Origin of the sequence: Paenibacillus massiliensis 2301065 = DSM 16942 (assembly GCF_000377505.1) — a bacterium.
Lineage (GTDB): Bacteria > Bacillota > Bacilli > Paenibacillales > Paenibacillaceae > Paenibacillus > Paenibacillus massiliensis.
Genome location: NZ_KB898193.1, coordinates 100,923 through 116,691 on the forward strand (window position 1 = coordinate 100,923; position 15,769 = coordinate 116,691).

Here is a 15,769-nt window from a genome sequence, read left to right on the forward strand (position 1 = left end):
TGCTCTCCTATCAACCTCTTCAAGCTGGCTTCGTCAAAAACCCTTCAAACAGAGAGAGCTTCGACAAAGATGGGATCAAGTAGCGCACCGCGATCCCTACCGCAATGCCGGTCAATATGCCGGCGATCAGCAGCAGTGGTAAATACGACATGACTTTGGTTGTCTTCAGATAGAGCGACGCAGCCCCGAGCTGTCCGATATTATGAGAGATCCCGCCGACAATACTGACGCTGATCATACTGAAATGCTCACGCCCCAGGCTGAGTAGCCCCCACATAGCCAGGAAGCTCAGCAAGGCTCCGCTAATACTGAACAGAAAGGTGGAGAACGTTCCTAAAATGAATGAGCTAAGCACGGTCTTAAGAATAACAACCATAAATGCGTCCCTGCCTCTTAGAAAATATAGACAGGTCAAGATCATAATGTTGGCCAGCCCGAGCTTGGCACCGGGAATGCTCACATTCACCGGAATCAGGCTCTCGATTAAGCTAAGAACTACGGCGACCGCCGAGAATATAGCGATGATCACCGTCCTTTTTAAAGAGAGATGAGCTTGCTCATGTAACGATGGCATCAACATCACCTCCTTCGTCTGGCACACCTTGAACTTCTACGATCAATTTATAAGGCAGACAGACGATCGTCCCGCCGTTGCGCGTGATGAAGCCGAAGGTAAGGCATATCTGGTCAGGACAATCCGCATCAATCATTTCAATTCCGTAATCATGAACCTTGAGCAGGTTATATCCATGGTCGGTCTTTATCTCAATCTCCTGTTCTTCCTCTGTCAGCTCTACTGTGCGGAACAGTTTGCCGTCAATCGTAATTTTTGCGATACGTTTCTCATTGTGATTAATTTCACTATCACTGCCGTCGAGCCATCTAGGTACTAGAAATGCACCTGCTATAACAACGACAAGAACGATCAGTAGGATGTCTCCGCGCTTCATAGCATACTCCTTATTTTTTTAATTACATAAATTATAGATGAATTTATTATACCTGCTAGCTTCTGAACCATCGTGTGACAAATGTATCTTTCATTTAACTTTTCACAAAATCATCACTTAGAAAGAGTTAATAAATATTAAAAACCCTGTGAGAATTGACACATTTCATATGGATTCTTTTCTGCTAAACTCAAGGTCCACATGATCGAGAAAAGAGGATGCACATTGAAGTACATGAATAAATTCACCGTCCTGCTGCTCACGATGTCCTTGCTTACAGCCCTTCTAAGCGGTTGCACAGGCAATACGAATTCCAGCGGACAAACTGTCACTCCTGTTAGCGAGACCTTCTTCATTTTTGATACCGTCGTCACGATCAAGATTTACGATAAGCGGGCAACTACAAAAAACTTTCAAGAGCTGGAAGCTCTGATGAAAGATATCGACTCTAAAATCAATCGTTCGAATGAGAATAGTGAAATTTACGCAGTAAATGCAAATGCAGGCATTGCCCCGGTTCAGGTATCACAGGAAACTTTTGACCTAGTGAAAATTGCTGTCGACTATGCCCAGCAAACAGGTGGCCTGCTTGATCCTTCCATCGGGCCGCTCGTCAGTCTCTGGAATATCGGTCACGAAGGTGCCCACGTCCCCCCGGCAGCCGACATTGAAGCAGCACAGAAGCTGGTCGACTACCATAAGATTGAGCTAAATGAAGACTCCCTTGAGATTTATCTTCAAGACAAAGGGATGGATATTGACCTCGGCTCGTATGGCAAAGGCTTTGCGGCTGACCTGATCTATGATTATTTACAAGCCCAAGGCTTCGAGAGCGCGATTATCGACCTCGGCGGTAACGTCTTTGCGATGGGCAACAAGCCAGGTGGCCGTGAATGGAACGTCGGTATTCAGCACCCGGATCAGAAACGCGGCATTGATATCGGAACGTTAAAGGTGACAGACAAGAGTATGGTTACTGCCGGGATTTACGAGCGCTTTTTCGTAGAGAACGGAAAGACCTATATGCACATTCTCGATCCTCGCACCGGTTATCCGGTGGACAATAATATCAGCAGCGTCACCATTATTGCCGATTCCTCCACAGCAGCCGATACGATGGATACCTCATTGCTCATTATGGGTATCGAAGACGGACTCAAGTTTGCCAAGGAGAACAACACCGAGGCACTGTTCATTACCAAGGACAAGAAGCTGTATGCAACTCCTGGCTTTAAGGAAATGCTGAACAAAACGAACGACGAGTACACCTTTGCTAATTAAGGAAGTGTCAGCCTGCGCATAACGAATAGTTGAACGAAAATAAAACTAGAAAAGAGGGGCGCAGCGCCCCTCTTTCTCTTTTTCTTAGCTTAATTCAGCTTTGTAAAATACCTAATCTCTTCTGATTCCTTACAGAATCCAACTGATTCGTATAGAGATAAGGCAGATCTATTTGTAGTTAATACCATAAGGTTCGCATATTCTAGCTGATTGGCTTTGAGATAGCTCAGGGCTTGTGTAAGCAAATACTTGGCAAAGCCGCGCTTTCTCCATGGTTCACGGACAAAAACATCCTCTATGACACCGTGATCTGCTTCTTGCCATGCCATCAGTCCGCCAACAATAGCGTCTGATTGACGTATGACCATGGATGTCCATAGTTTGTTATTCTTGTATTCAGACAACCTATTAAGTCCCAGTGGAGTGTCAGGCCAGATCTCAGCTTCTATATCCAGGTAATCTCTTTCCTCACCCGATGATTCCATCTTCCAATAAGAAAATTGAAATTCCTCTGAGAGTTTTAGCTCAGGAATAGACTCATTCAAGTCTCGTTTCATACAAAATAGACTGTTCAGTTGAAGATACCCTTTTTGGATAAAAAACTGATTATTGGCTGTCTCGGTCGAATCGTTACCAACACAAAGTATTGTTCCATATTCTTCTGGTAATGTTTCCTGTAACTGCTTTGCTCTTGTGAAGAGTTGTTGATAGATGCTGTCGAGCAAAGCAATGTCATTCTCTCTCTCGGGAATCGTTTTAAGATTAACATATATGGAGTGGTTGTTCTCTCCTGAGCGACCGGGAGGTACAACATTCATAATACTAACTTGGCCCTTGGCGACCATTTTTCCATGTTCAAATGCGCAATACACGTTACTCCAATTATCTTCGTTCCCTACCCACCAAAATACTGCATTTTCTCTCGCTGTTACGGATCGGTACAGCTCGCCAAGTAACGGCATATCTGCATGCTGGAAATTACGTATAATCATTTCTGTTGATGATTGACTCAAATTAATACCCCTCTCAAGTAGAAGGGGATTTCGCAGTTTAGAGGGCTAGCTATGCGAGTTCCCCTTAATAAATTTGCCCTTTAATAGCATTTGTCTACTCACAATAAACGCCTCCCTTAACTGTTATTACCATCGACATTAACATACCTTGAGCGTTGTATCAAACATAATTTACAACTATAATTATTTTCTTCAATACGTATGTAATACGGTTCAAAAGCAGTTACAATATATAGCGTAAGAAATGACATGAACACATTTTTTAACAGGTACAAAAAGTTGGACAAAAAATTCCCACCTTCATTTAAATCCGTGTGTGTTGGTGAAAATAGTAAAGAGTAGCTAACGAATGAACCATCCATAGCTTATTGATGGACTAGCCTTCCTACATCTCAATTCAAAGGAGAGACCAACATGTCCAAGAACAGTGAAATCAACAATAAGAAGGAATTGTCGCCGGAGCAACGTGATGAACTACTCGGAACATTGAAAGCTCGTTTTGAGAAAAACATGTCCCTCCATTCCGACATCGAATGGGCTAACGTGGAGACAAAGCTCGAAGCTCATCCTCAGAAGCTGTGGTCACTCCATGAGATGGAGAGAACGGGTGGGGAGCCGGACGTTGCGATGCATGATCATGAGACAGGCGAGTACATTTTTTACGATAGTGTCGTGGAAAGTCCTAAAGGGCGTAGAAGTGTCTGTTATGACCGTGAAGCATTGGAATCCCGAAAGCAGCACAAGCCGGAAAATAGCGTCATGGATATGGTGAGCGAGATGGGGATAGAGCTCCTGACGGAGGAGCAGTACCGCGAGCTGCAGAAGCTTAAACCATTCGATCTTAAAACGTCCAGCTGGGTGAAAACACCTGATCCCATTAGAAAGCTCGGCGGAGCGATCTTCTGTGATCGCCGCTACGATACAATCTTTGTCTACCACAATGGAGCAGATTCCTATTATGGGGCCAGAGGCTTCCGTGGCTTGCTAAGAGTCTAGCGTCGACATTAACCATTCCACTACGACAGGGCATAATCAGGATGAAGGATGGCAGGAGTGAAAATGATGCTTCATGAGCTACACTTTTTAACTTGTCCGTGGGAACACCTAACTGAAAACACAGCTACAGCCTTTCAACAAGAGCTAAATAAAGAATTAAGTCCATCACATCGTTTGTTCGGTACAAAGTCTATCGCTCTCGCGCGTCGTATAGACAATGATGATGTACTATTCTGGATTGAGGATCTCGATACATACGCTATTGTTCACCTCACATGGACTCATGCAAATGCAGAGGGCTACCCGATAACACAAATGCTGCCGGTGGATGAATTGGCTGCATATTGCAAGCGTATTTCTGAAGAGTACAAGACTTGATAACATTCGAAGAAACGGTGGAACAACGTATGAACAATATTTCTCGGCGTGACACACCAGAGCTTCTTCTCAGGGAACGACTAACACAAGGCAGACGAGCAGCCCTATCAGCACTCCAGAATCTGTAGACAATGGCACCAGTTAATAAGAACATCCTAAAAAGGTCATAAGCGAGCTCAGACGTTCTGGCGCAAGACTTTAACTGCATACACCAAAGGGACCCACTCTGAAGCGCATGGAAGTTATGCGAATGAGGAGAAGCTCGTATTTCGATTCACAAATCAGAAATGAAGATCGTTCATTACAAGCATATATAACGAAATGACTTGAGGAGGGTAAGCTAATGAAGCCTTATATGAAATGGAGCTATACCGTAAAAATCGTGAATCAAGCCATGAGAGGAGTGTGAGCACACGATTAGAAAAGGAGCGATGCTACATGTGTAGCCTATACAGTAAAAAAGCAACTTCCAGTGATTATGAGCTGATACTGCAGCTATGGGAAAGATCCGTTACGGCCACTCATGATTTTTTACAGCCAGATGATCTGAAGGAGATTCGCGAAGAAATCCCTGCCTATCTACCTCTATTGGATGTTCAACTGTGGTACGTAGACGATCATTTGGTTGGCTTCTCCTCTGTCCATGAGCAACATCTGGAGATGCTGTTTCTGGATTCTGATGCGCTTGGCATGGGGTATGGAACTCAGATTATGCAGCGGCTGATTCATGGCGGTGTAACATCCGTTGATGTCAATAAGGACAACCCGCGTGCAACAAGCTTCTATTTGAAGCATGGCTTCAGAATCATTAGTGAGTCACCAACAGATAGTGCCGGCCGCGCTTATCCCATATTGCATTTATCACGGTTCGTTTCAGATATTACTGCTATACTGTAACAGTTTGAGCAAATTGGGCTACAGACTATTTTATTTTGCAAGGAGGTACCTTGAATTGAATTATGGAAGGGCACTTCATAATGTGCTGGAATTCAGCCATCAGTTGGATGTGCTGCACAAGCATATGACAGAAAGCAATTTACCGGTGCGTAAAAGCGATTCTTTCGATAGGCAATGCTTTTTATTGGAGCAACACCTTGGAGAGGATGTCTATCAAACTACGTACAAAAAAATGAAAAAGGTCAATCTTCTATCAGGGATCACAGCTCTTCCGGTGCTGCTCGTGATTGCGGTGGCCTACATCTACAGCCGTTGGATCGACAAGGAGCTGAACATGTTCGGATTCTTCATAGATCATCCTGTGTTCTATCTCGTACCTGCTGTGCTGATCGTAGTAACTCTGATACTCGCTGTGTACCATTCTATTTTGCGTAAAAAGCTATATTACCGGATCTATCCGGAGTTGAAGAGTAAGCTCCACATTCAGGAGTAGAATACTCCGTTCAGCTTTTCCTCCTTCATCAGCAACAGACACTTGCACTTATTACATTCTAATCGGTGAATTTGATCAGTAAGAACGTTAGAGAGGAGCGACAGCTCCTCTCTTTCTTCATACAGCTCCATGAATCCTTATCATTGACTATGGTGTAGCATTGATGATTCCGTTATGCCCTCTCGATGCAATTGTAAATAAACCAAGCCATCTCTAAGCTCCTCAGCTCTGTCAAAACCCAATTTCCCTAATAGATGTATGGATCGTACGTTCTCTGGCTCTACAGTCGCATCTATCGTTGCTAATTCCGTACCAGCAAATCCAAAGCGAATAACCTCTCTCATGGCTTCAAGCATATAGCCTTTTCCCCAGTAGCGCCTGGACAGGTCAAACCCGACCTCGGCGGTCCATTCGCCCCCTATATTTCTTAGGTAATGATATCCGCATGTACCGATCAAGCGATGATCGCTCTTATCGAATAGTCCCCAGCGACAGCCTGCATCCTCGACATGATAGCTGATGATGTCCTTCGCTTCATCCAGATTTTTGCAGGGCTCAATATCCATGAATCTTGTTACTGCCTCATCTGAGAAATGCCCAAAAACCTCCTCCACATCCTGTAATGTCAAAATTCTAAGCTGTAGTCTCGTTGTCTCCAACAACGGATACTCCGCTACTCCCTTGCCCAATATCATCACTACTCTCCTCCATTGTCTTCACGGGTCTTAGCACAGCATAGCCATAGCCCTCAGGGTAATGTCGCTGGTAATCATACAGGGTCCCCTCATTCCATTCGAACCCCAGTTCCGTGGGATCAAAATTCCACGCCTTGTGCTCCACCATCTTCATGACCTGCCCATTGGTTCGTAAGTAATCAAAAGGCGGGTGGAAGAACACCAGGTAATCGGACTCTGGAATATCACGGCATTCCATACCAGGGGGAATCTCTCCATCATAGTCAGCAGCTACCATGATCCCATATAGATATCCCTTCTGCCCATCCTGATAGAACCATCCTGCCGTCTGCGCCAGCTGCCCAGGAAGGCTAAGATGAGACATACTATCTAGCGTTCCGCTGATCTCATCGCAATTGTGTCCATTTCTCCAGAACTCCCCGTAATTTTTGGATGTGATATCCCAGGTCCCTATAAATTTGTGCGCCGGGATCCGTTCAATTTTGACCTCTACAGCCTTCACTTCAACTTCACTCATTACAATCCTCTCCCTCAGATGATAGTGATAAGGAGAGAACACCTCCGCACGAATGGCTAACGGAATGGGACGCGGGGCTCTACGATAGGCAGCCGGAGTCATGTGAAAGGCTTTGACAAATGCTCTCGTAAAGGCCTCCTGCGATGAAAATTGATACTTCACAGCGATATCAAGAATTCGCGCATTCGAGTCACGCAGCTCTAATGCTGCGCGGCTAATACGCCGCATCCATATATAATTTCTTAGCGTCATGCCTGTCAGAGCATGGAACTTCTTCGTACAATAATAGGGCGAGTAGCCCAAGTCCTCGGACATGTTCAGCAATGTCGGCGTCGAAGTCAGATTATCCTCGATCCAGCTGATCATCAGCTGAACCATCTCGTTCCATTCATACATGGAGTCCCCCTCCTTTCGACACCATCATAGCAATCTGAGAATGAGCTTATTTGACCTGAGTTGCAGAAGCAGAGCATTGGGCGCGCGTTGAGCCAGGATAAGCATCTATTAGATAACGAGATTACATAACACGATTACAACTCATGCTAGTATAAGCGTATTTATAGGGTCGATAATCGAATGAACGAAAGGAAGAACGAGTAATTCATGAATTCGGTCAATAAGTAAGCAAGCCTGTTTGACATAAAGCTACCGCCAACATACAATGAGCATAACAATGATATGAGGAGGTGTTTGTTTGTCGGTTCTCCGCTAAGGAACGATGTCTATCACAGGTTGACGGCTGCTCGCCGTTATGATTCGTTGTGCCATTGACATGCCTTACGGACACCGCCGAACGGACACCTGTCCGGACTCTGCCAAGCAGACGCGGTTATTATACCGTGTCTGCTTTTTTTCTGTGAGGCATGATCTCATTTGAAAAGGAAGTTGAAGCCACTTGAGTAACTTATCCAATCCTGATTTTGTTCGATCACTGCTTATGGGCCCCAACTGTCTAACTCTGCTGGAGGAGATGCTTCCTCACCTTGATTTACCCGCTGCTAAGCGTATCCTTGATCTTGGCTGTGGCAACGGCCTGACCTCTATGTATCTGGCAGAGCGCTATCCTGCAAGCATATTTGCCATGGACCTCTGGATCTCCGCCACAGAGAATGACCATCGCTTCCGTCAGGCACAGCTTGACAGGCAGATCATTCCTATACATGCCGACGCTCATCATCCTCCGTTTGCAGATGGATATTTCGATATGATTATCAGTGTAGATGCCTATCATTATTTTGGCCGTGATGAGAGTTATATGGACGACGTATTATCCCGACTTGTCACACAGAACGGACTAATCGCCCTAGCTCTGCCCGGCTTGAAACAAGAGCTTGATGGCGAACTGCCTCCAGAGATGGCGGTCACCTGGACGCTCGATGATCTGGACACATGGCATAGCTGTGCATGGTGGAGCAAGTTGTTGTCCTCCTCCAAGACAGTGGATATTATCTCCATTAGGGAGATGAACGGTTTTGATGAATGCTGGGATGACTGGCTGGCCTCTGATAATCCGTACGCTCAAGCAGATCGCCGTGCACTGGAAGCCGGTGCAGGTAAATATATGAATTTCATCTTCATTCTCCTGAAGCGCCTATAAGCGACTAGGATAACACTCTATAACACGATAGCCGAATTATATGATTCCTTTCCTTACGACAGGGTCCTATAGCTCGGCTATTGCTGTTAATTCCCTCACTTTAGTTTTTTCAAATTTAATTGTATACTGCTTATTGTTATAAATTAGAGAAAGGATGATTCCGCATGTCGGATGCAAATCAATTATTTGGGCAAGCCCTTATCAAATCACTCATTGGAGAACGTGGGCATCTTCCGATTGCACGCGCTTTGACTGATATCAGCGCTGAACTGGCTGGACGAGTACACGAAGGTATGCCCTACAGCATCTATCAGTTGGTAAAGCACATGCATTACTGGCAACAATTCATGCTGGCTCATCTGGAGGGTCGCAAGCCGCACATGCCGGCAAGTGTCATGGAGAGCTGGCCGGAGGAGACAGCTCCTCAGGATGAGGAGAGCTGGCAGGCAGATATTCAGGCCTTCCTGTCCGGGGTCGATCAAGCCGTGGCGATTGCTGGACAAGCCCAACTGGACGAGTCTCTTCCCTATTTTCCCGGAGAGACCAAGGCCGGATTGTTGCGTAACATCGCATCGCATAACTCATATCATCTTGGTGAGATTGTGCTATTACGTCGCTTCTATGGCGCTTGGCCACCACCTGGGGGCGGTTACCCCGCTTAAGCCATGTCTTTATGTCAGATCACATAGCTTCTCTATTCTTCCTATCCTGTCCCCGATCCCCATATAATAAGAGTAACTGGCGTGGTATTGAAGCCATAGAAGCCCATCGGGACCTAAGGTGAAGGAATGAGCAAGCATGAGATTGTACTGACCAAGCAAGGCAAGACCTTTAAGGATTATCGGCATTTAGCGATTACTGAGGCCACCGAAGTGTGCATTCTGAATATCATCAAAGGTCGACTATACACGGGCCGCAAGACGATGAACCCTGTCTACGAGCCATATCCTACGAAGCAGGAAGTCGTGGCGAGATGACTCCGATGACTTGTACAAAGAGGGCAATTGTGCCCTCTTTTCGCGTTCATTTGCCTACACCCCTTATGCTGGATGACTTAAGCCTTATTAATTTATGCGTCTCCTTCAGCTTCGTAATCCGCCCGGGTCATGCCGTAATAGACTACATCTTCGAAATGATCCCACTTCAGAATGTGCTGTTTAAACTCACCTTCAAATGTCATGCCCACTTTTCTCATCACATTGGCCGAAGCCGGATTTTTGGTCATCGCCGCTGCACACAGCTTATTTAAATCCAGCTCCCGAAATCCGAACTGAACCAATCTTCTAGCCGCTTCAGTAGCATATCCCTGTCCCCAAAATGGTCTTCCCAACCAATAACCCAGCTCGCCTCTTCGATGTGACGGGGCTATATTGATGCTCATACAACCTATTAACTGCATATCTTCTTTACGGATTACAGCAAAAGGATAATCATGCCCATTATCTGCTCGATCTACACAGGCTCTAATCCAGCGTTCAGCACCTCCCTCGGGGTAGGGATAGGGGATAGACAAGGTCGTTCTCGCTACCTCTATACTCCCGGCAAATTCCTGTACCTTGCTGGCATCTGCCAATTCAAATGGTCTCAACGTTAATCGTTCCGTGTTCAATGTTGGCTGCAATGGAATCCCTCCTTAGCGTCTGGTATCAAGGTACTACCCCTCATTCTCCTTATTAGCCTGCTGAAGGATATCTGCAATGAACGAATGCTTACCCTCGGTGTAAGCTACCCGATCCTGAGGGAATTTCGCAGCGAGCTCCTCCTTCAATTGCTGGTATTGTTCTTTTGCCACAGAATGCTTTCGCAAATAATTTCTGAAGAGAATCTGATTCGTCCAGCCTGTACTTCCGAAGATGTAAATATGCAGATGATGCGTTCCCGCTCTCCATGCTCCTTTTCGGAAAAACCTTCGCTCAGGGAACTCCGCATGAATCACATGCTCGTATCCCAGGCTAGCCAACGGCCCTATAAAGGCTTCAACGATCTCCAGTTCCTGCACGCCAGCCATGAAATCGATCACTGGCTTGGCAGTAAGTCCGGGTACAGCTGTGCTACCGATATGCTCGATAGAGATAACCTGATTGCCCAGAAGTTCGAGTATTTTCCTTCGTTCAATGTCGTATTCGGCAGCCCAGTTGGCATTGTAGGCTTCAAGTATTACCACCTCTTTCATAGGCCCCTCCATTATAATTAGAATTAAGAACGTGACCCGCGATTATCTGGAATTGTTACCCAATATTATAACGAGAAAGCAGACCCTATGGATATGCTGTATCCTACACTGCAGTGTGCTTCTTCTCACATATCTATGCTATGATATTCATATCTTCAAAAGTCTGAATAAAGGAGCATAGAGCATGAATCAGAGCATCCAACAGTTTAAGGCGGATTTCTTCAAGGCATTGGCCCATCCGATGAGAATCCGTATTCTGGAGCTGTTAAGCGATGGCGACAAGACTGTCAATGAGCTGCAAAGCATTCTTGGCTCGGAAGGCTCCGCCGTATCCCAGCAGCTGGCTGTGCTGCGCAGCAAAAATGTCGTTCAAGGGTCGAAGGACGGCACCTCCGTCATTTACTCTCTGCGTGATCCACGGATCAAGGATCTGCTGGTGGTCGCCAAGCAAATTTTTGACAATCATCTCGTAGACGCCATCTCCCTACTGGAAGATATCCGCAAAGAAACCTAAACACGAAGAACAAGGAGCGCTGTAAAGCAAGATGCAGGAACTTCTTGTTTTTTTGTGATTTCATGATCCATTACACGGTTTGGACCGATTTTTCGTGTTTGACAAGAGTAGAGGTCGGGAGTACATTCTTAATATATTCAAATATTCAAATATATAAAGAAAAGAAGGTCACAACAGATGAAATGGACGGGGAGATTTGCAGGATATCATGCATCCGCTTTTCGAAAGGATCTGTTGTCGGGACTGATTGTCGGTATTATCGCCATTCCGCTGGGAATGGCGTTTGCCATTGCTTCAGGCGTTCAGCCAGCATATGGGCTCTATACGACGATTATTGCCGGCATACTCATATCCTTGCTGGGAGGCTCCAAATTCCAGATTGGAGGACCAACAGGTGCATTCATTCCAATCCTCTTCGCTATAGTGATGCAATATGGCTACGAGAACCTGCTGATTGCCGGACTTATGGCAGGTGTCATGCTAGTAATCATGGGGGCGCTCCGGCTGGGAGCCTTGATTAAATTCATTCCGCGCCCTGTCACGCTAGGATTCACAGCCGGGATTGCGGTTACGATCTTCTCGGGGCAAATTGCTAACTTCCTGGGACTCCGCGATATCGAAAAGCATGAAGATTTCATCTCCAATATGAAGGAGATCGGAATTCACATAACGACGCTAAATGTGTACAGCCTTCTTACCGCCGGAATCTGTCTGGCTGTGATCCTGGTCCTGCCTAGATTGGCACCAAAAGTACCTGCATCTCTGCTTGGACTGATTCTCTCTACGCTGGTTGCTGCTTTCTTGTTCAAGGGACAGGTCGCTACGATCGGCTCTGCCTTCGGTGCTATTCCCAGTGCGCTGCCGAAGTTCAGTCTTCCAGACCTAACGTGGGAGCGAATCATTACTTTAATCCAACCTGCTTTTGTCATTGCAATGCTTGGCGGCATTGAATCCTTGTTATCTGCTGTAGTAGCCGATGGGATGACGGGGACAAGACATAACAGCAATCGGGAGCTTATCGGGCAGGGCATTGCCAATATCGTGACACCTTTATTTGGCGGCATCCCTGCGACGGGTGCCATCGCTCGGACAGCGACTAATATTAAATCCGGTGCCGTCTCGCCTATATCCGGTGTTGTGCATGGCATCGTCGTACTGCTCGTGCTCGTTGTCTTCGCACCGTACGCTTCGCATGTTCCGCTTGCCAGTATGGCTCCAATCCTGATGGTGGTCGCCTGGAATATGAGTGAACGCAAAGCCTTCGCACATGTACTGAAGACGCGCACCAGTGATTCGATTGTGCTGGTGATTACCTTTTTGCTTACTGTATTTACAAGCTTGACCACAGCTGTCGAGGTCGGATTGGTGCTCGCTGCCCTGCTATTCGTCAAACGCATGAGCGATATTATGAAGGTGGCCAAGGTACTGCCCGATCCAAGTCACAAGCATGAGAAGGTCATGCCACATATGGTGCACGAAGGACACGATTGCCCGCAGGTTAGCATGTATACCATTGAGGGACCGTTATTTTTTGGTGCTGCTGATCTGTTTGAGAAATCCATCACGGATACCCTTCATCAGCGTCCCGGGATTTTGCTGTTGCGGATGGGAAAGGTTCCGTTCATGGATACGACGGGGGAATCCAACCTGGCTAGTATCGTGAAGCATTTTCAGAGTCATGGTGGAAAGATACTGCTCGCTGGTGTTCAGACACAGCCATTAGAGGTGCTGCAGCGCACAGGCTTATATACTCGAATCGGGCAAGAGCATTTCTTCGCCCATACAGGAGAAGCGATAGACTACGCCATGCTGCACCTCAATTCCAAGCAATGCATCGGCTGCAAGCATCTTGCCTTCCGTGAATGTGCGACTCTGTCTCAGGCAGGCTTGCAGCCAGACATGAACCAACGTCCAGTGGCTGGTCAGACATCCACAGGGGTACAGCAGCCTGCATTCGCTACACCGAAGTGAATGTAATGCTGCCATCCATAGCAACACCTCTTTATAACAATCCCCCGTTGTTTCGGACTTGTGGCCAGCAACGGAGGATTGTTATAGATGTATCAAGTGGAAGCCAGTTCAACCAACATGACCTGGATCTGCATCAGGATTGTGAAGATTTCTTTCCCTCGCTGTCCTTGCAAGTACGTGTCCTAAATGCGTAATGGCTTGCTTCGAATGGCGATAGAACGTCGTGCGGCTCATATGAAAAGCCTCTGCGAGCTGCGATTTTCCATGATATTTATACAAATAGCTCTCTCGTAAAATATGCTGCTCCAGCTCCGTTAACGGATACGGCGGTGGCGCAGTCGTTAATAAATACTGCACCTGTTCTCTCAGTCCCGCCCCTTTCATTCCCATCTCTCGGACCGCTGTCTGTGTCTCCAGCAGTGTATCGTCATACAAATGCTGCAGGAGGCGCTTCACCTCAGTCCAAGGCAATGGCTGGATTTCGCTTGCATGGACGATCTTAGTCGCCTGTGTAGTCTGCTGAATTATCCGCTCGACCCATACCTCGAACGTTGCCTGCCGCAGATCCAGCTCCCATAGCATCATGCTCGCCCATGGTAGCTGCTCCAAGCTCGTCTCTTCATTCTGCTGAAAGCCCATTAGTGGCAGTAACATATTCATCTGCTGGTCTGCTGTTGCTATAATTGCCCGCAGCCCACTCGTCGCCTCAATGAGCCATGACTGGAACAGCATCGCCCCAAGCTCCTCCGGTCGGTGATAGGGCTGCTCGATATCGACCGCGGCCAGCAGCATGCACATAGTATCGGCCGCCTCTGGAGGAAGCCTTCGCAGTAGATCTGCCTCTTCGCCGAGTACTTGCAGATAGGCTGGCGCATATCGCTCCAGTAACGGCAGTGTTCTTGCGTGCAGCCACAGACCAGCCGAAAATGCTAGCGGGATCCCATTGTTGTCCCGTGTGACCAGGATGCTCTCGGGACTATACAGCGCAATATCATCCAACAGCTGATGATGCGCTCCCTCCTCAACCAGTTCTGACTGCCAGTCGGAACGAGAGATGGATGTCGCCAAAAAGCGGTGCAAATAAGGCATATCTTCGGCATTGATCCCCCGTCGGCGTTCCTGCTGATGAATACCGGAGAAATCTACATACTGATGCGCAGCAGGCAATTGCTCCCGGTACAGCTCCAGCACATGCGCGGCAAGCTGCATCTGCCGCAGCTTATCTGCTGCAGGATATTGCTCAATCAGTAGTCTCAGTGCACGAAGGCGCATCGTTTTATATTCCCTGGGATTCCGAAGCTCATAATCCTCTCGCAAAATTCGTCCCAACAGCTGATGTAATGCTAGACCACCCGGGACCATGCGGATACAAGATAACCTGCTCAGCGATGCATAGTCTGATGCTGATAGCGAACGCTCCAGCAGTTGATTGAGGGTCATCTGGTCCGCAGCCGGGAATAGCGCGAGCAATTGCAGGGCCTCATACATGAACGGATCTGACACTTCTTGCAACAGTTCTGCACTAAGGATTCTTTGCAGTTGACTAGAGCGCTCCAATATGTCCTCCCCCTGACGTCGCATCATGTCAACCGTCAATGCAAGCAGTAGCGGATGTCCGCCCGTTCTATGCGCTACGTTCTGCTGCACATGCAATGGTAGCCCGCTATTATGCAAATATTCATAAATTTGCTCTCGGGTGAATAGCTCCAGAGGGAAGGTCTCGATTCGATCAGCCCATGCAGGATGTATGTGCCATTTTAGTGGCAGACCTGGTCGTGATGCCATCACCAGCAAGCATGGGGCTTGAGCCAGTCTGGGAAGCAGACTGCCCAGTAACCAGCTCTCGATTCGCTCCAGCGACTCGCAATTATCGATCAGGATCACCGTGCGCTGATGGCTCAATTCGTTTAGGACATGGGCCATCAGTGTCTCCTCTTCTCCTCGAACGCTGCCGTATTCGGTCTCAAGACACATATCCAGATGTGTCAACAGCGCTCCTGGCGTATGCAAGCAGACCTGCCCATCCACCCACAGCGTCCTTATTTCCGACCTGCGGGAAAGAGCAGCCATTTCCGTGAGCAGCGTCGTTTTCCCGATGCCACCAATCCCTGATACAGCAAAGATCTGTGCAACCGCATCAACCGTCTCCAACCATCTGGATAATGCCTTCATTTCACGGACATAGCCGACAATAGGCTGATGGGGAACGCTTCGATCCATTGACGAATAATTCATGCAGCACGCTACTTTCATTCAAATTTGAAACAAAAACGAAACATCCTATTCATCTAAAT

At 47.1% G+C, this 15,769-nt stretch carries 18 protein-coding genes; 10 read left to right on the forward strand and 8 right to left on the reverse strand.

Annotated elements, in window-relative coordinates:
* Positions 1 to 19: 19 nt before the first annotated feature.
* Both D328_RS0118390 and D328_RS0118395 read right to left on the reverse strand, forming a co-directional pair.
* Positions 20 to 574: a Gx transporter family protein gene (locus D328_RS0118390; protein WP_018886507.1), complete on the reverse strand. Its 555-nt coding sequence runs from the start codon at positions 572 to 574 to the stop codon at positions 20 to 22.
* The gene (locus tag D328_RS0118395) at positions 558 to 950 is read right to left on the reverse strand and encodes a NusG domain II-containing protein (protein WP_018886508.1); all 393 of its coding nucleotides are present in this window, start codon (positions 948 to 950) and stop codon (positions 558 to 560) included. Before D328_RS0118395 ends, D328_RS0118390 begins: the two co-directional genes overlap by 17 nt.
* A 234-nt stretch (positions 951 to 1,184) precedes the next feature.
* On the opposite strand from D328_RS0118395, the gene D328_RS0118400 reads away from it, so the two are divergent.
* On the forward strand, positions 1,185 to 2,231 hold the full coding sequence (locus D328_RS0118400) for an FAD:protein FMN transferase (RefSeq protein ID WP_033413244.1): 1,047 nt from the start codon (positions 1,185 to 1,187) through the stop codon (positions 2,229 to 2,231).
* An 89-nt stretch (positions 2,232 to 2,320) separates the two neighbouring features.
* Here the strand turns inward: D328_RS0118400 and D328_RS0118405 are convergent, their stop codons facing one another.
* Positions 2,321 to 3,244, reverse strand: a complete 924-nt coding sequence (locus D328_RS0118405; protein ID WP_026281254.1) for a GNAT family N-acetyltransferase — start codon at positions 3,242 to 3,244, stop codon at positions 2,321 to 2,323.
* A 414-nt stretch (positions 3,245 to 3,658) separates the two neighbouring features.
* Here D328_RS0118405 and D328_RS0118410 point away from each other — a divergent pair, with 414 nt between their 5' ends.
* From D328_RS0118410 to D328_RS0118425, 4 genes are all read left to right on the forward strand, one after another.
* Positions 3,659 to 4,240: a DUF4256 domain-containing protein gene (locus D328_RS0118410; RefSeq protein WP_018886511.1), complete on the forward strand. Its 582-nt coding sequence runs from the start codon at positions 3,659 to 3,661 to the stop codon at positions 4,238 to 4,240.
* Positions 4,241 to 4,288: 48 nt separating this feature from the next.
* Positions 4,289 to 4,618, forward strand: coding sequence for a hypothetical protein (locus tag D328_RS0118415; RefSeq protein ID WP_154659186.1), 330 nt, complete (start codon positions 4,289 to 4,291; stop codon positions 4,616 to 4,618).
* A 438-nt stretch (positions 4,619 to 5,056) separates the two neighbouring features.
* Entirely contained in the window at positions 5,057 to 5,515 is a 459-nt protein-coding gene (locus D328_RS0118420; protein ID WP_018886513.1) for a GNAT family N-acetyltransferase, read from the forward strand.
* Between the two features lie 55 nt (positions 5,516 to 5,570).
* A complete protein-coding gene (locus tag D328_RS0118425) occupies positions 5,571 to 6,008 on the forward strand; it encodes a DUF6097 family protein (protein ID WP_018886514.1) in 438 nt (145 codons plus the stop codon).
* Positions 6,009 to 6,148: 140 nt separating this feature from the next.
* On the opposite strand, the gene D328_RS0118435 is transcribed toward D328_RS0118425, so the two are convergent.
* Together D328_RS0118435 and D328_RS0118440 are read right to left on the reverse strand one after the other, a co-directional pair.
* Positions 6,149 to 6,703: a GNAT family N-acetyltransferase gene (locus tag D328_RS0118435; RefSeq protein WP_018886516.1), complete on the reverse strand. Its 555-nt coding sequence runs from the start codon at positions 6,701 to 6,703 to the stop codon at positions 6,149 to 6,151.
* The gene (locus tag D328_RS0118440) at positions 6,642 to 7,616 is read right to left on the reverse strand and encodes an AraC family transcriptional regulator (protein ID WP_018886517.1); all 975 of its coding nucleotides are present in this window, start codon (positions 7,614 to 7,616) and stop codon (positions 6,642 to 6,644) included. Before D328_RS0118440 ends, D328_RS0118435 begins: the two co-directional genes overlap by 62 nt.
* Before the next feature lie 499 nt (positions 7,617 to 8,115).
* Between D328_RS0118440 and D328_RS0118445 the strand changes: the two genes are divergently transcribed.
* The 3 genes from D328_RS0118445 to D328_RS0118455 all read left to right on the forward strand — a co-directional run bounded on the left by D328_RS0118445 (position 8,116) and on the right by D328_RS0118455 (position 9,794).
* Complete coding sequence (locus tag D328_RS0118445) at positions 8,116 to 8,817, forward strand: SAM-dependent methyltransferase (protein ID WP_018886518.1); 702 nt, start codon at positions 8,116 to 8,118, stop codon at positions 8,815 to 8,817.
* Positions 8,818 to 8,981: 164 nt separating this feature from the next.
* Positions 8,982 to 9,479 (forward strand): DinB family protein, encoded by a 498-nt coding sequence (locus D328_RS0118450; RefSeq protein ID WP_018886519.1) that lies wholly within the window; start codon positions 8,982 to 8,984, stop codon positions 9,477 to 9,479.
* 126 nt (positions 9,480 to 9,605) lie between these two features.
* Positions 9,606 to 9,794 (forward strand): hypothetical protein, encoded by a 189-nt coding sequence (locus D328_RS0118455; RefSeq protein ID WP_018886520.1) that lies wholly within the window; start codon positions 9,606 to 9,608, stop codon positions 9,792 to 9,794.
* Between the two features lie 92 nt (positions 9,795 to 9,886).
* Here the strand turns inward: D328_RS0118455 and D328_RS0118460 are convergent, their stop codons facing one another.
* On the reverse strand, positions 9,887 to 10,438 hold the full coding sequence (locus tag D328_RS0118460; protein WP_018886521.1) for a GNAT family N-acetyltransferase: 552 nt from the start codon (positions 10,436 to 10,438) through the stop codon (positions 9,887 to 9,889).
* 33 nt (positions 10,439 to 10,471) lie between these two features.
* Positions 10,472 to 10,990, reverse strand: a complete 519-nt coding sequence (locus D328_RS0118465; protein WP_018886522.1) for a GrpB family protein — start codon at positions 10,988 to 10,990, stop codon at positions 10,472 to 10,474.
* A 184-nt stretch (positions 10,991 to 11,174) separates the two neighbouring features.
* Between D328_RS0118465 and D328_RS0118470 the strand changes: the two genes are divergently transcribed.
* Positions 11,175 to 11,504: an ArsR/SmtB family transcription factor gene (locus D328_RS0118470; RefSeq protein WP_018886523.1), complete on the forward strand. Its 330-nt coding sequence runs from the start codon at positions 11,175 to 11,177 to the stop codon at positions 11,502 to 11,504.
* 177 nt (positions 11,505 to 11,681) lie between these two features.
* On the forward strand, positions 11,682 to 13,475 hold the full coding sequence (locus D328_RS0118475; RefSeq protein WP_018886524.1) for a SulP family inorganic anion transporter: 1,794 nt from the start codon (positions 11,682 to 11,684) through the stop codon (positions 13,473 to 13,475).
* A gap of 108 nt (positions 13,476 to 13,583) precedes the next feature.
* Here the strand turns inward: D328_RS0118475 and D328_RS29390 are convergent, their stop codons facing one another.
* On the reverse strand, positions 13,584 to 15,710 hold the full coding sequence (locus D328_RS29390) for an ATP-binding protein (RefSeq protein ID WP_154659188.1): 2,127 nt from the start codon (positions 15,708 to 15,710) through the stop codon (positions 13,584 to 13,586).
* Between the last annotated feature and the right edge of the window lie 59 nt (positions 15,711 to 15,769).

Coding starts and splice junctions, on each gene's coding strand:
- D328_RS0118390 (WP_018886507.1), bottom strand. CDS start 574: ATGCCATCGTTACATGAGCAAGCTCATCTCTCTTTAAAAAGGACGGTG.
- D328_RS0118395 (WP_018886508.1), bottom strand. CDS start 950: ATGAAGCGCGGAGACATCCTACTGATCGTTCTTGTCGTTGTTATAGCA.
- D328_RS0118400 (WP_033413244.1), top strand. CDS start 1,185: ATGAATAAATTCACCGTCCTGCTGCTCACGATGTCCTTGCTTACAGCC.
- D328_RS0118410 (WP_018886511.1), top strand. CDS start 3,659: ATGTCCAAGAACAGTGAAATCAACAATAAGAAGGAATTGTCGCCGGAG.
- D328_RS0118415 (WP_154659186.1), top strand. CDS start 4,289: ATGGCAGGAGTGAAAATGATGCTTCATGAGCTACACTTTTTAACTTGT.
- D328_RS0118420 (WP_018886513.1), top strand. CDS start 5,057: ATGTGTAGCCTATACAGTAAAAAAGCAACTTCCAGTGATTATGAGCTG.
- D328_RS0118435 (WP_018886516.1), bottom strand. CDS start 6,703: ATGATATTGGGCAAGGGAGTAGCGGAGTATCCGTTGTTGGAGACAACG.
- D328_RS0118440 (WP_018886517.1), bottom strand. CDS start 7,616: ATGTATGAATGGAACGAGATGGTTCAGCTGATGATCAGCTGGATCGAG.
- D328_RS0118450 (WP_018886519.1), top strand. CDS start 8,982: ATGTCGGATGCAAATCAATTATTTGGGCAAGCCCTTATCAAATCACTC.
- D328_RS0118455 (WP_018886520.1), top strand. CDS start 9,606: ATGAGCAAGCATGAGATTGTACTGACCAAGCAAGGCAAGACCTTTAAG.
- D328_RS0118465 (WP_018886522.1), bottom strand. CDS start 10,990: ATGAAAGAGGTGGTAATACTTGAAGCCTACAATGCCAACTGGGCTGCC.
- D328_RS0118470 (WP_018886523.1), top strand. CDS start 11,175: ATGAATCAGAGCATCCAACAGTTTAAGGCGGATTTCTTCAAGGCATTG.
- D328_RS0118475 (WP_018886524.1), top strand. CDS start 11,682: ATGAAATGGACGGGGAGATTTGCAGGATATCATGCATCCGCTTTTCGA.
- D328_RS29390 (WP_154659188.1), bottom strand. CDS start 15,710: ATGAATTATTCGTCAATGGATCGAAGCGTTCCCCATCAGCCTATTGTC.